10 protein-coding genes are annotated in these 13032 nt (G+C 71.5%); 7 read left to right on the forward strand and 3 right to left on the reverse strand.

Annotated elements, in window-relative coordinates; genetic code table 11:
• The first annotated feature begins 174 nt into the window (after nucleotides 1-174).
• Nucleotides 175-1182: an ATP-binding cassette domain-containing protein gene (locus tag ACLIN4_RS22355; RefSeq protein WP_107476182.1), complete on the forward strand. Its 1008-nt coding sequence runs from the start codon at nucleotides 175-177 to the stop codon at nucleotides 1180-1182.
• Complete coding sequence (locus ACLIN4_RS22360) at nucleotides 1179-2045, forward strand: ABC transporter permease (protein WP_289904391.1); 867 nt, start codon at nucleotides 1179-1181, stop codon at nucleotides 2043-2045. The genes ACLIN4_RS22355 and ACLIN4_RS22360 overlap by 4 nt, the downstream gene beginning before the upstream one ends.
• 88 nt (nucleotides 2046-2133) lie before the next feature.
• On the opposite strand, the gene greA is transcribed toward ACLIN4_RS22360, so the two are convergent.
• Together greA and ACLIN4_RS22370 are read right to left on the reverse strand one after the other, a co-directional pair.
• Complete coding sequence (greA, locus tag ACLIN4_RS22365; protein WP_100045974.1) at nucleotides 2134-2631, reverse strand: transcription elongation factor GreA; 498 nt, start codon at nucleotides 2629-2631, stop codon at nucleotides 2134-2136.
• Between the two features lie 180 nt (nucleotides 2632-2811).
• Nucleotides 2812-3210 (reverse strand): DUF4307 domain-containing protein, encoded by a 399-nt coding sequence (locus tag ACLIN4_RS22370; RefSeq protein ID WP_043380552.1) that lies wholly within the window; start codon nucleotides 3208-3210, stop codon nucleotides 2812-2814.
• A gap of 200 nt (nucleotides 3211-3410) precedes the next feature.
• Here ACLIN4_RS22370 and mca point away from each other — a divergent pair, with 200 nt between their 5' ends.
• Complete coding sequence (mca, locus tag ACLIN4_RS22375) at nucleotides 3411-4271, forward strand: mycothiol conjugate amidase Mca (RefSeq protein WP_179342246.1); 861 nt, start codon at nucleotides 3411-3413, stop codon at nucleotides 4269-4271.
• Nucleotides 4264-4506 carry a hypothetical protein gene (locus ACLIN4_RS22380; protein WP_071528875.1) on the forward strand — a complete coding sequence of 81 codons (243 nt, stop codon included), beginning with the start codon at nucleotides 4264-4266 and terminating at the stop codon, nucleotides 4504-4506. Before mca ends, ACLIN4_RS22380 begins: the two co-directional genes overlap by 8 nt.
• Nucleotides 4507-4547: 41 nt before the next feature.
• Here ACLIN4_RS22380 and ACLIN4_RS22385 read toward each other — a convergent pair whose 3' ends face one another.
• A complete protein-coding gene (locus ACLIN4_RS22385) occupies nucleotides 4548-7757 on the reverse strand; it encodes a tetratricopeptide repeat protein (protein WP_269956358.1) in 3210 nt (1069 codons plus the stop codon).
• A gap of 543 nt (nucleotides 7758-8300) precedes the next feature.
• On the opposite strand from ACLIN4_RS22385, the gene ACLIN4_RS22390 reads away from it, so the two are divergent.
• The 3 genes from ACLIN4_RS22390 to xdhC are packed head-to-tail and all read left to right on the forward strand — an operon-like array spanning nucleotide 8301 to nucleotide 13004.
• On the forward strand, nucleotides 8301-9776 hold the full coding sequence (locus tag ACLIN4_RS22390) for a xanthine dehydrogenase small subunit (protein ID WP_381938939.1): 1476 nt from the start codon (nucleotides 8301-8303) through the stop codon (nucleotides 9774-9776).
• Entirely contained in the window at nucleotides 9773-12193 is a 2421-nt protein-coding gene (gene xdhB, locus ACLIN4_RS22395) for a xanthine dehydrogenase molybdopterin binding subunit (protein WP_381911713.1), read from the forward strand. Before ACLIN4_RS22390 ends, xdhB begins: the two co-directional genes overlap by 4 nt.
• Before the next feature lies 1 nt (nucleotide 12194).
• Nucleotides 12195-13004, forward strand: a complete 810-nt coding sequence (gene xdhC / locus ACLIN4_RS22400; protein WP_289904377.1) for a xanthine dehydrogenase accessory protein XdhC — start codon at nucleotides 12195-12197, stop codon at nucleotides 13002-13004.
• Nucleotides 13005-13032 lie beyond the last annotated feature (28 nt).

The raw sequence follows: 13032 nt of genomic DNA on the forward strand, positions 1-13032 counted from the left end.
CCCGTCGTCACTCGTTCTCACCCGTTCGGGCAAACGTGCGGGCAACCGCATTGTGGGACGCGATACATCGCGTTATGGTGTGTCGTGGATCGCTCGCCGTAAATCGTTCGCTGGGCAGAGCGAAACGTACAAACCTAGGCTTTCCGAAGAATCCCCGACGACGTGGAGACTCATATGCCAGGCGCCATCTATGCCGAAGGCCTGGTGAAGACCTTCGGTGACGTAAAGGCTCTGGACGGCGTCGACCTCGACGTTCCCGAGGGCACCGTTCTCGGCCTGCTCGGGCCGAACGGCGCGGGCAAGACCACCGCCGTCCGCTGCCTGACGACCCTGCTGCGCCCCGACAGCGGCAAGGCGGTCGTCGCGGGCATCGACGTCCTCAGACACCCCAATGAGGTCCGGCGCTCGATCGGCCTCTCCGGCCAGTTCGCCGCGGTCGACGAGTACCTGACCGGCCGTGAGAATCTCCAGATGGTCGGCCAGCTCTACCAGATGCGGGCCAAGCCCGCGAAGGCCCGCGCCGTCGAGCTGCTCGAACAGTTCCACCTCTCGGACGCCGCCGACCGTCCCGCGAAGACCTACTCGGGAGGCATGCGCCGACGACTCGACCTGGCCGCCGCCCTGGTCGTCTCCCCACCCGTGATGTTCATGGACGAACCGACGACCGGTCTCGACCCGCGCAACCGCCAGCAGCTCTGGGAGGTCATCAAGCAACTGGTCTCCGGCGGCACGACCCTGCTGCTGACCACGCAGTACCTGGAGGAGGCCGACCACCTCGCGCACGACATCGCGGTCGTCGACCGCGGGCACGTCATCGCCCGTGGCACCTCCGACCAGCTCAAGGCCCGCACCGGCGGCGAGCGCGTCGAGGTCGTCGTCCACGAGCGCGAGCACATGGCGACGGCCGCCGAAGTCCTCGCGGGCTTCGGGAAGGGCTCCACCACCCTCGAGGAGCACACCCGCAAACTCACCGTCCCCGTCACCGGCGGCGCCAAGCTGCTCGCCGAGGTCATCCGCGAGCTCGACATACGCGGCATCGAGATCGACGACATCGGCCTGCGCCGCCCCACCCTCGACGACGTCTTCCTCTCCCTCACCGGCCACGCGGCCGAGACCGAGGCCGAAGGGGACGATCTCGAGGCGGACACCGGTCACCAGTCCGAGAAGGAGGCCGCCAAGTGAGCGCCGCCACCGACGCCGCGCAGAGCGCGGCACCCGCCGGTTCCGGGACCTCCGTCGGCCAGTCCGTGCGGGACTCGCTGGTCATCGCCCGCAGGAACCTGATCCGCATGCGCAGGATCCCCGAGATGTTGCTGTTCGGGGTCATCCAGCCGGTCATGTTCGTCGTGCTGTTCACGTACGTCTTCGGTGGCTCCATCAGCATCGGCGGTTCCACCGATCCGCAGCTGTACAAAGAGTTCCTGATGGCCGGGATCTTCGCGCAGACCGTCACCTTCGCCACGGCCGGTGCGGGCGCGGGCATCGCGGACGACATGCACAAGGGGCTGATCGACCGCTTCAGGTCGCTGCCGATGGCACGGGGGGCCGTCCTCACCGGACGTACCATCGCCGACCTCGTGCAGACCACCATCACGATCGTCGTGCTCGCGGGGGTCGCCCTGATCGTCGGCTGGCGCGCCCACGAGAACATCGGCAAGGTGCTCTGCGGCTTCCTGCTCCTGCTCCTGCTCGGTTACGCGTTCTCCTGGATCGGAGCCCTGATCGGCCTCTCCGTCCGCACTCCGGAGGCGGCCACCTCGGGCGGACTGATCTGGCTGTTCCCGCTGACGTTCATCTCGAACGCCTTCGTGCCGGTCACCGGCATGCCGACGTTCCTCCAGCACGTCGCCGAGTGGAACCCCTTCAGCGCGACGGTGGCGGGCGCCCGTGAACTCTTCGGGAACACGATGCCGGGCGTCCCGAAGACGGTCACCGGCGCGTGGCCGATGGAGCACCCGGTCTGGGCCTCGCTGATCTGGTCCGTGCTGATCATCGCGGTCTTCCGCACCCTGGCGGTGCGCAAGTACCGCTCGGCCACCGCATGACGGAGCCCCGGCGTCATCAGGACGCCGGGGCTCATGCAGCTCGAACAGGACGGACGGCCGGGCGCACCGGCCCGGGCCGGCTGCCCGGTCAGCCGTTGTACGGCTCGGCCTTGAGGATCTTCACGGAGGCCATCTTGCCGTTCGGCAGCTCGTACTCCGCGTCCTCGCCGACCTTGTGGCCCATGACGCCCGAGCCCAGCGGCGACTGCGGGGAGTAGGTCTCGATGTCCGAGCTCGCGTACTCCCGGGAGGCGAGCAGGAAGGTCAGCGTGTCGTCCTCGTCACCGTCGAAGGCGATCGTGACCACCATGCCGGGCGCGACCGCGCCGTCCGCGGCCGGGGCCTCACCCACCTTGGCGCTCTCGAGCAGCTGGGTCAGCTGGCGCACGCGGAGCTCCTGCTTGCCCTGCTCCTCCTTCGCCGCGTGGTACCCGCCGTTCTCGCGCAGGTCCCCCTCCTCACGCGCCGCGGCGATCTTGGCAGAGATCTCGGTGCGCGCAGGACCAGTAAGGTATTCAAGCTCCTCCTTGAGCTTGTTGTACGCCTCCTGGGTCAGCCAGGTGACGTTCTCGCTGGTCTGGGTCACGGGTGCTCCTCGTTGGTACTGGGAATACAAATCAACGCCCTACCCAGAAGGATGTTCCTTCACGGAAGGGCGAAACCACGAGCCTAACAATTGAGTGGCCAAAGGGGGAGGACATAAGCCACCAGATTCCTGACACCGCAGGTCAGAGCAGGTGGATTGGCTCCGGCGGGCGCCGCGGGGTCAGTCCGCGTGGCAGCCGAGCAGCTCGGCCGTGGTGCCCGCGGCCTTGGTGCGCAGGGTGACCACCTTGTCGACGCGCGTGTCGTCCCCGTCGAAGCGGAAGTCGGCCCGGCCCACCTCGTCGCCGTCCTCGGCCTGGGAGCGCACCGTGCAGTAGCCGGTGACCCCGGCGTCCTTGCGGACCTCCAGGTGCACCTGCACCGAGTCCTCGGCGAGCTCGAAGCCGATCAGCTCGCCGCTGATCTTGTTCTGGCCGACGTAGTGGTAGCCGAACCAGCCGATCACCGCGAGCAGGACGGCGCCGAGCACGGCACCGACGATCTTGAGTGTGCGGTCGGCCCGTTCGTCCGAGGAGCGGCCGTAGCGGCTCTCGGGCGCTCGTGTGCTCGCCGTACTCATGATCGTCCTCTCGGCGGGAGCCGGTCTTCCCGGGCCGCGGAATTATTCCGCGCCCGATTCGGTCACTATAGAAGCCTCCCACCCGCCACCCGACCGCCGCCCCTCACGGACGCCCCTGCGGGCGGCACCTATTGGATTGCGCCGATGCACACGGGCGCCGACTGACCGAGGATTGAGTCTTGACTGACCAGCTGCGACTGATGGCCGTCCACGCCCACCCCGACGACGAGTCGAGCAAGGGCGCGGCCACCATGGCGAAGTACGTGTCCGAGGGGGTGGACGTGCTGGTGGTGACCTGCACGGGCGGGGAACGCGGCTCCATCCTCAACCCCAAGCTCCAGGGCGACGCGTACATCGAGGAGCACATCCACGAGGTGCGCAAGAAGGAGATGGACGAGGCCCGGGAGATCCTGGGCGTCAAGCAGGAGTGGCTCGGCTTCGTCGACTCCGGCCTGCCCGAGGGCGACCCGCTGCCGCCGCTGCCGGAGGGCTGCTTCGCCCTGGAGGACGTCGACAAGGCGGCCGGCGAGCTGGTGCGGAAGATCCGCTCCTTCCGTCCCCAGGTGATCACCACCTACGACGAGAACGGCGGCTACCCGCACCCCGACCACATCATGACCCACAAGATCACGATGGTGGCCTTCGAGGGCGCGGCCGACACCGAGAAGTACCCGGAGGCCGAGTACGGGGCGGTGTACCAGCCGCTGAAGGTCTACTACAACCAGGGCTTCAACCGTCCCCGCACCGAGGCGCTGCACAACGCGCTGCTGGAGCGCGGCCTGGAGTCGCCCTACGAGGACTGGCTCAAGCGGTGGTCGGAGTTCGAGCGCAAGGAGCGCACGCTCACCACGCACGTGCCCTGCGCCGACTTCTTCGAGATCCGCGACAAGGCGCTGATCGCGCACGCCACGCAGATCGACCCCGACGGGGGCTGGTTCCGGGTGCCGATGGAGATCCAGAAGGAGGTCTGGCCCACCGAGGAGTACGAGCTGGCGAAGTCCCTCGTGGAAACCTCCCTCCCCGAGGACGACCTCTTCGCGGGCGTCCGGGACAATGCCTGACATGAGTGCAAGCGCAAGCATGGCAATGACGCACCTCGTCACTCTCGCCGAGCTCGACGAGGACAAGGTCACGCCCGGTGTCCTCGGGTTCATCGTCTTCGCGGTGATGGCCCTGGCGGTGTGGGGGCTGATGCGGTCCATGAGCCGGCACATGGGCAAGGTGGACTTCAAGGAGGCGCCGGAGCCGGGGGCCGAGACGGAGACCTCCGGCCGGGTGGAGCCGCAGAAGGGGTGACGCCGGGCCTGTGACCCGGCGCTGGGGTGGGGCGCCCGCCGTCACGGCTTCGCCGTCACCGCCACCCCCATCACCTCCCGGGCCTGGCGGTTCGGGACCATGCCCAGACGCCAGGCCTGCCAGCCGGACTCCAGCTGGACCCCGCGTTCCAGGAGCAGCTGGTAGGCCTCGATGTAGTCGTCCAGCTTGGTGTCCCGGGCCGGATGAGGCGCGCGGGCCAGCTGGGCCAGCTCCTCCTGCGCCACCGCCGTGCCGACCTCCACACCGCCCGGAGCGGCATACGGCAGCAGCGTGCAGCGCAGGAAGCGGGCCCAGTCGTCACCCCGCCGGTCGCCGTAGGCCGCGAAGAGCGCCGCCGCCTCGTCGCACAGGGCCAGTGCCTGCGGCGTACGGGCGTTGCCCGCGTCCACGACCGCAAGCTCCAGGCAGGTCCACGCCTCCCCGTGGCCGACGCCGATGCGCTGGAAGTCGGCGCGGGCGTCCACCAGGAGCTGCCGGGCGAAACCGGAGTTGCGCAGCGAACCCGTCTGGGCGGCCCGCTGGTCGCGGGTCACCCGGGCCGAGTGGTGCCGGGCGCAGGCCAGCCCGTACACGTCCCGCATCCGGGAGAACATCGTGCGGGAGCGTTCCAGCGCACGTACCGACTGGTCCAGGGCGCCAGTCTCCTCCAGCGCCTGGCCCAGGTAGTAGATGCTCCACGCCTTCCCGCGCGCGTCCTCGTTCTCGCGGTGCCGGGTCGCCGCCAGCCGCAGCTCCTCCACCGCCGCGGACACGTCACCGTCCACCAGCCGGGCCCGCGCCAGCTGGGTCAGTGCCCAGGCCTCGCCGCGGGCGTCCTGGGTGCGGCCGTACAGCTCCAGGGCCGTGCGCAGGTCCGTCTCGGCCCGCGGTACGTCCCCCATACGCAGGTGCAGCTGGCCGAGCTGGAAGTGGGCCCACGCCTGGCCGTGCACCGACTCGCCCGCGCGGTGCAGTACCAGTGACTCGGTGAGCAGGTCCATGGCCTCGGCGAGCCGCGCCCGGTCGCGCTGCACCGCCGCCAGCGCGTGCAGCGTCCACGCCCGGTCCGTGGCCAGCTCGGGCGAGGCCTGGAGGTCCAGCGCCTCCCGCAGTTTCGCCGCCGCCTCGGTCAGGTTGCCCTGGTGGTGGAGCGTGATGCCCAGCGAGCACAGGGCACGCGCCGCGCCGGCGTCGTGGTGGGCCTCCATGTACAGGTCGACCACGGAGGTGAGCGTCGTCCGCGCGGTGTCCAGCTCACCCAGCTGCCGGGCCGCGATGCCGGTGCGCCACTGCACCGAACGCACCAGCAGCCCCTGGTCCACGGACTGCGCCAGCTCGCTGATCTCACCGAGCCGGTACAGGTCGCCGCGCAGCAGGCAGTAGTCGCACAGCGCGCCCAGCAGGTTGAGCACCGCGCCCTGGTCGACGCCCTCCGCGTGCCGGAGCGCCGCCGTGATGAAGCTCGACTCGTCGTCCAGCCAGCGCAGCGCCTCGTCCAGGGACGTGAAGCCGTACTGACCGAACCGGTCCGAGCGGGTCGACATGTTGCCGTCGACCAGGCGCAGCACCGAGTCGGCCAGCTCGGCGTAGTTCGCGATCAGCCGTTCCTGCGCCGCCGCCCGCTCGCCCGGCTCCTCCTCGTCGGCCAGCCGGGCCCGGGCGAAGGCCCGCACCACGTCGTGCAGCCGGTATCGGCTGCCCCGCACGTGGTCCAGCAGGCCCGCCCGCGACAGTTCCGCGAGCTGCCGGGCCGCCTCCGTCTCGTCCGTGGCCAGCAGCGCGGCGGCGGCCGGGGGGCCCAGCGAGGTGCGCCCGGCCAGCGCCAGCCGGCGCAGCAGCCGACGGGCGGGCTCCGGCTGGTCGGTGTAGCGCAGCCACAGCGCCCGTTCGACCGGCTCCACCGGCCCGTAGGCGCCCAGGTCGGTCGCCAGCGCGCGCGGCGAACGCGGGCCCAGCGACGACCCCGCGATGCGCAGGGCCAGCGGCAGCCCGCCGCACAGCTCCCGGACGCGGTCGCCGGAGTCGGCGTCGTAAGGGCCCGAGGTGTCCTGCGCGCAGGCGGCCAGCAGCTCCTCGGCACCGGCCTCGTCCAGCGCCTCGACGGGGAGGTCGTACACCCGCGCCGGCAGGTCGGGCGGCAGCCGGAGCGGCTCGCGCGCGGTGACCAGCACCAGGCTGTCCGACCGTTCCGGGATCAGCGCGCGCACCTGCTCGGGGTCCGAGGCGTCGTCCAGCACGACGGTGACCGCCACGCCCGTCAGATGCTGGTGGTACAGCTCGCTGAGCCGCTTGACCTGCTGGGCCGCCGAGGACCGTTCGCGGAACAGCAACTGCTCGCGGGGCGCCCCGAGCCGGTTCAGCAGGTGCAGCAGGGCGTCCCGGGTGCTCAGCGGCGACTCGCCGTCCGAGGCGGGTCCGTCCCCGCGCAGGTCGACCACGCAGGCCCCGCGGAAGTAGTCCCGCAGTTCGTGGGCGGCCCGTACCGCGAGCGTCGTACGGCCGCTGCCCGGCGCCCCGTGCAGCACGACCACCGTCGGCTGGGTCTGCGTGCTCGCGCGGGCCGCCTGCACCCACTGCCGCAGCCGCGCCATCTCCTGCCGCCGGCCCGCGAAGGTGCCCTCCGGTTCCGGGAGCTGCGCGAACGACTGCTCCAGCGCGTTGCGCCCGCGGGCCGCCGCGCTCTTGTCGGCGCCCCGCAGCTTGGGCCCCGCCTTCTTCGGCCCGGTGGACGCGGCGAGCATCCGCTGCTGGTCCAGGAACGGCCGGATGCCGCGTACCTCCAGCGCCGTCAGCCACTGCAGCCGCAACTGCTCGGGCCCGCCGGGCTGGCTGACGGCACCCGCGCGGTGGTGGGCGGCCGGCAGGTGGGATCCGACCACCTTCACCACGGTCGCCGCGGCGCCGACGATCCCGACGGTCACCCCAGCGCCCACCGCGGTGCCCGTGCCGGTGCCGAGGGCCATGTCGGCCACCACCGCGGCGACCGCCGCCACCGCGGCCACCAGCAGGGGAGTGCCGGCGCCCTCCCGGGCGTAGCGCTGCCGGAAGGTGAGCTGACCGGCCGTCGCCTCGTCGAGGGCGCGGGTGTAGGCCTCGTACTCCTCCGCCGCCGTGTCCGCCATCGCGTCGAGCGCCCCGCGCGCCCGGGAGAGCAGCACGTTCCCGTCCGTGCGCCCGCCCGAGCGCCGGACCTCCTCCTCCACGGCCCGCCTCAGTAGCCGCTCGGCCTCCGACCGATGACTGTCCCGCATGTCGCGCCCCCTCCGGCGGCATCGGTGCCCCCCGGGTGTCCCCAGACCACTCTGGAGTTCTCCCGGCCCGTTCCCGGGTCCTTCCCCGGTTGTGCGTCGGTCAAGTGTCCTGCTGTGGGGAGACCCTGGGGAGAGGTCTGTCGTTCATCGGTTCCGGACAATCGGCCGGTTCACCTCTTGACCCCGGTGACCCCACCCACTAATTTGCGATGGAAGCAGATCCATGACTTTCGAAAGGAGGCGACCGGCGGATGTACACGAACTCTGATCTCGGTCGCCTCGCCCGCCGCACGGCGTGGGTTCCGGGTCGGGTCGCGCACGGCTGCTGAGCACGCCGTTTCTCCTGTGCCCACAGGTGGCACATTCTGGGATATCCGGATTTCCCGGTCCCTCACCCCACCACTTCACGGCATGCCGCCGTCGCGTGCCGATTTGCGCTCGCTCCTTTTCGTGGCGCCTCTGAGCGCGCCCGAGCACAGAAAGCTGCCTGAAATTGGCGAACATGATGAATCGACCTGCCTCGAGCCGAATCGAGGGCCCGTCATGGTAGCGGCACGGATCACGGTCAACGGGAAAGAAGAACCGATCGCGCCCCTCGCGCCCCACACCACGGTGCTGGACTTCCTGCGCGAGCGAGGCCTGACCGGCACTAAGGAGGGCTGCGCCGAGGGCGAGTGCGGCGCCTGTTCCGTCCTGGTGGCCCGCCCCGGCGTGGACAAGCCCACCGACTGGGTGGCGGTCAACGCCTGCCTGGTCCCGGCCGCGGCGCTCGACGGCCAGGAGGTCGTCACCTCGGAGGGCCTCGCCACCGCGGCGGAGCCCGGCACGCCGGCCGTCCTGCACCCGGTGCAGGAGGAGATGGCGGTCCGCGGCGGCTCCCAGTGCGGATACTGCACGCCGGGATTCGTGTGCAGCATGGCCGCCGAGTACTACCGGCCCGACCGTTGCGCGCACGCGGACCCGGGCGCCGGGGCGGCCGACGGCACCGACGCCGAGCACGGCCCCAACGGGTTCGACCTGCACGCGCTGAGCGGGAACCTGTGCCGCTGCACCGGTTACCGCCCCATTCGCGACGCCGCCTTCGCCGTCGGCGCGCCCACCGGCGACGACCCGTTGGCGCGGCGCCGCGACCAGGCTCCGCCCGCGCCGGTCGCCACCGAATACACCCAGGACGACCGCGCGTTCCTGCGCAAGGACACCCTGGCCGAAACACTGCGGCTGCTGCGCGAGCGGCCCGACGCGGTGGTGGTCGCGGGCAGCACCGACTGGGGCGTGGAAGTGAACATCCGCTCCCGCCGGGCGGATTGCGTGGTCGCCGTCGACCGGCTGCCCGAACTGCGGGCGCTGCGCGTCGAGTCCGACCACATCGAGATCGGTGCGGCGCTGACTCTCACCGAGATCGAACGCCGTCTCGACGGCACCGTCCCGCTGCTGGCGGAGCTGTTCCCGCAGTTCGCCTCCCGGCTCATCCGCAACGGCGCCACCCTGGGCGGCAACCTCGGCACCGGCTCGCCCATCGGCGACAGCCCGCCGGTGCTGCTCGCACTGGAGGCGTCGGTGGTGCTCGCCGACGCCGACGGCGAGCGCGAGGTCCCGCTGGCGGACTACTTCACCGGCTACCGGCAGAGCGTGCGCCGCCCCGGCGAGCTGATCCGCGCGGTGCGCGTCCCGCTGCCGCTGTCGCCGGTCACGGCCTTCCACAAGATCGCCAAGCGGCGCTTCGACGACATCTCCAGCGTGGCGGTCGCCTTCGCGCTGGACATCGAGGAAGGGACCGTCCGCAAGGCGCGCATCGGCCTGGGCGGCGTGGCCGCCACCCCGGTCCGCGCACTCGCCACCGAGGCGGCCCTGGAGGGCAGGCCGTGGTCGGCCGGGACCGCCGAGGCCGCGGCCCGGGTGCTGCGGGGCGAGGGCACGCCGATGGACGACCATCGCGCCAGCTCCCTCTACCGTTCCGCGATGCTCGGCCAGAGCCTGCTGAAGCTGTACGCCCAGACCACCGAGGCGGTGCCGTCATGAGCCACCTGTCCGAGCGCCCCGAGAAGCCGGCCGTCGGCCTCTCACTGCCCCACGAGAGCGCCTACCAGCACGTCACGGGCACCGCCCTCTACACCGACGACCTGGTCCAGCGCACCAAGGACGTGCTGCACGCCTACCCGGTCCAGGTGATGAAGGCCCACGGGCGGATCACCGCGCTGCGCACCGCGCCCGCGCTCACCGTGCCCGGCGTGGTCCGCGTGCTGACCGGCGCCGACGTGCCCGGCGTCAACGACGCCGGGATGAAGCACGACGAACCGCTCTTCCCCGACGAGGTCATGTTCCACGGCCACGCCGTCGCCTGGGTGCTCGGCGAGACCCTGGAGGCGGCCCGGCTCGGCGCGGCGGCCGTCGAGGTGGAGATCGACGAACTGCCCTCCGTGATCACGTTGCGGGACGCGATCGAGGCGGACAGCTACCACGGCGCCCGCCCCGTCATGACGCACGGCGACGTCGACGCCGGCTTCGCCGACTCCGCGCACGTGTTCACCGGCGAGTTCCAGTTCTCCGGCCAGGAGCACTTCTACCTGGAGACCCACGCCGCGCTCGCCCAGGTCGACGAGAACGGGCAGCTGTTCATCCAGTCCAGCACCCAGCACCCGTCCGAGACCCAGGAGATCGTCTCGCACGTGCTCGGGGTGCCCTCCCACGAGGTGACCGTGCAGTGCCTGCGGATGGGCGGCGGCTTCGGCGGCAAGGAGATGCAGCCGCACGGCTTCGCGGCCGTCGCCGCGCTGGGCGCCAAGCTGACCGGCAGGCCCGTCCGGTTCCGGCTCAACCGGACCCAGGACCTGACCATGTCCGGCAAGCGGCACGGGTTCCACGCCACCTGGAAGATCGGCTTCGACGCCGAGGGCCGCATCCAGGCCCTGGACGCCACGCTGACCGCGGACGGCGGGTGGAGCCTGGACCTGTCCGAGCCGGTCCTCGCGCGGGCGCTGTGCCACATCGACAACACGTACTGGATCCCCAACGCGCGCGTCGCCGGCCGCATCGCCAGGACCAACACGGTCTCCAACACCGCCTTCCGCGGCTTCGGCGGACCGCAGGGCATGCTGGTGATCGAGGACATCCTCGGCCGCTGCGCGCCGCGGCTCGGCCTGGACCCCATGGAGCTGCGCGAACGCAACTTCTACCGGCCCGGCCAGGGCCAGACGACGCCGTACGGACAGCCGGTCACCCAGCCCGAGCGGATCACCACCGTCTGGCAGCAGGTGCGGGAGAACGGCGGCATCGCCGACCGCAGGCGCGAGATCGCCGCCTTCAACGCCGCGCACCCGCACACCAAGCGGGCGCTCGCGGTCACCGGCGTCAAGTTCGGCATCTCGTTCAACCTCACCGCCTTCAACCAGGGCGGCGCGCTGGTGCTGATCTACAAGGACGGCTCCGTCCTGATCAACCACGGCGGCACCGAGATGGGCCAGGGCCTGCACACCAAGATGATCCAGGTGGCCGCGACCACGCTGGGCATCCCGCTGCACAAGGTGCGTCTCGCCCCGACCCGCACCGACAAGGTGCCCAACACCTCGGCCACCGCCGCCAGTTCCGGCGCGGACCTCAACGGCGGGGCGATCAAGAACGCCTGCGAGCAGCTGCGCGAGCGGTTGCTCCAGGTGGCCGCCTCGCAGTTCGGCGCCAACGCCTCGGACGTGCGCATCGTCGAGGGCGTCGCGCGCGCCCTGGGCAGCGACGCCGAGCTGGCCTGGGACGACCTGGTGCGCACCGCGTACTTCCAGCGGGTCCAGCTGTCGGCGGCCGGCTACTACCGGACCGAGGGGCTGCACTGGGACGCGAAGACCTTCCGGGGCTCGCCGTTCAAGTACTTCGCGATCGGTGCCGCCGCGACCGAGGTGGAGGTGGACGGCTTCACCGGCGCGTACCGCATCCGGCGCGTGGACATCGTGCACGACGTCGGCGACAGCCTCTCCCCGATGATCGACATCGGCCAGGTCGAGGGCGGCTTCGTGCAGGGCGCGGGCTGGCTGACGCTGGAGGACCTGCGCTGGGACACCGGCGACGGCCCGAACCGCGGCCGGCTGCTGACCCAGGCCGCCAGCACCTACAAGCTGCCGAGCTTCTCGGAGATGCCCGAGGAGTTCAACGTCACCCTGCTGGAGAACGCCACCGAGGAGGGCGCGGTCTACGGCTCCAAGGCGGTGGGCGAGCCGCCGCTGATGCTGGCGTTCTCGGTGCGCGAGGCGCTGCGGCAGGCCGCCGCCGCGTTCGGGCCGGACGGGGTGAGCGTCGAGCTCGCCTCACCCGCGACCCCCGAGGCGGTGTACTGGGCGGTCCAGGCGGCCCGGCAAGGTGGCACCGCCGGGGAGGGCCGGGCCCGCGACGAAGCCGCCTCCGACGGGGGCGAGGCCCGCACCGGCGCGGCAGCGCTGAGCGGTGCCTGACATGACGTGGGTCGCCGCGGTCGCGCGGTTGCGGGCACGCCGGGAGCCCGGCGTGCTGGTGACCGTCGCGACCGTGCGCGGCCACGCCCCGCGCGACGCCGGTGCGAAGCTCGTCGTGGGGCGGACCGGGACGTGGGGCTCGATCGGCGGCGGCAACGTCGAGGCCGTGGCGATCGACCGGGCCCGGGAGATGATCACCGCGTCCGAGCCGAAACCGGAACTGATCGACTTCGCGCTGAACGACAAGGTGACCAACCAGCACGGAGTGCAGTGCTGCGGCGGCACGGTCTCGGTACTGCTCGAACCGCTCCCGGTGGTCCGGGCCGTGGCGGTCTTCGGCGTCGGGCACGTGGGGCTCGAACTGGCCCGCATCCTGGCCCGCCAGGATCTCGACCTCCACCTGATCGACAGCCGCGCCGACCTCCTCACCGAGGAGCGGCTCGGCGTGCTGGCCGACGCGGTGGCGCAGGTGCACGTGCACCACACACCGCTGCTGCCGGAGGAGGTGCTGGCCGAGCTGCCGCCCGGCACCCACGTCCTGATCATGACCCACGACCACGCCGAGGACGCGGCCCTGTGCGACGCGGCCCTGCGCACCGACCACCTCGGTTCCATCGGGCTGATCGGGTCGGCGGCGAAGTGGACGCGGTTCCGCAAGCGCCTCGCCACCGAGGGCGGACACGACGACACCGTCATCGGCCGGATCAAGACGCCGATCGGGCTGCCCGACATCGCCGGCAAGGAACCCGCGACCATCGCCGTGAGCGTCGCGGCCGATCTGCTGCGCACCTTCGAATCGGCGGGCGACTGACCCTCCGGAACGGCCTTCAGGGGTGCCC

It is taken from the genome of Streptomyces mutabilis, assembly GCF_046628145.1.
In the GTDB taxonomy this organism is placed as follows: domain Bacteria; phylum Actinomycetota; class Actinomycetes; order Streptomycetales; family Streptomycetaceae; genus Streptomyces; species Streptomyces mutabilis.

What these genes read in the sequence shown, in the direction of transcription:
- mca (WP_179342246.1), top strand. Translation starts at nt 3,411, where the DNA reads ATGGCCGTCCACGCCCACCCCGACGACGAGTCGAGCAAGGGCGCGGCC.
- xdhC (WP_289904377.1), top strand. Translation starts at nt 12,195, where the DNA reads ATGACGTGGGTCGCCGCGGTCGCGCGGTTGCGGGCACGCCGGGAGCCC.
- ACLIN4_RS22385 (WP_269956358.1), bottom strand. Translation starts at nt 7,757, where the DNA reads ATGCGGGACAGTCATCGGTCGGAGGCCGAGCGGCTACTGAGGCGGGCC.
- ACLIN4_RS22390 (WP_381938939.1), top strand. Translation starts at nt 8,301, where the DNA reads ATGGTAGCGGCACGGATCACGGTCAACGGGAAAGAAGAACCGATCGCG.
- ACLIN4_RS22355 (WP_107476182.1), top strand. Translation starts at nt 175, where the DNA reads ATGCCAGGCGCCATCTATGCCGAAGGCCTGGTGAAGACCTTCGGTGAC.
- ACLIN4_RS22380 (WP_071528875.1), top strand. Translation starts at nt 4,264, where the DNA reads ATGCCTGACATGAGTGCAAGCGCAAGCATGGCAATGACGCACCTCGTC.
- xdhB (WP_381911713.1), top strand. Translation starts at nt 9,773, where the DNA reads ATGAGCCACCTGTCCGAGCGCCCCGAGAAGCCGGCCGTCGGCCTCTCA.
- ACLIN4_RS22370 (WP_043380552.1), bottom strand. Translation starts at nt 3,210, where the DNA reads ATGAGTACGGCGAGCACACGAGCGCCCGAGAGCCGCTACGGCCGCTCC.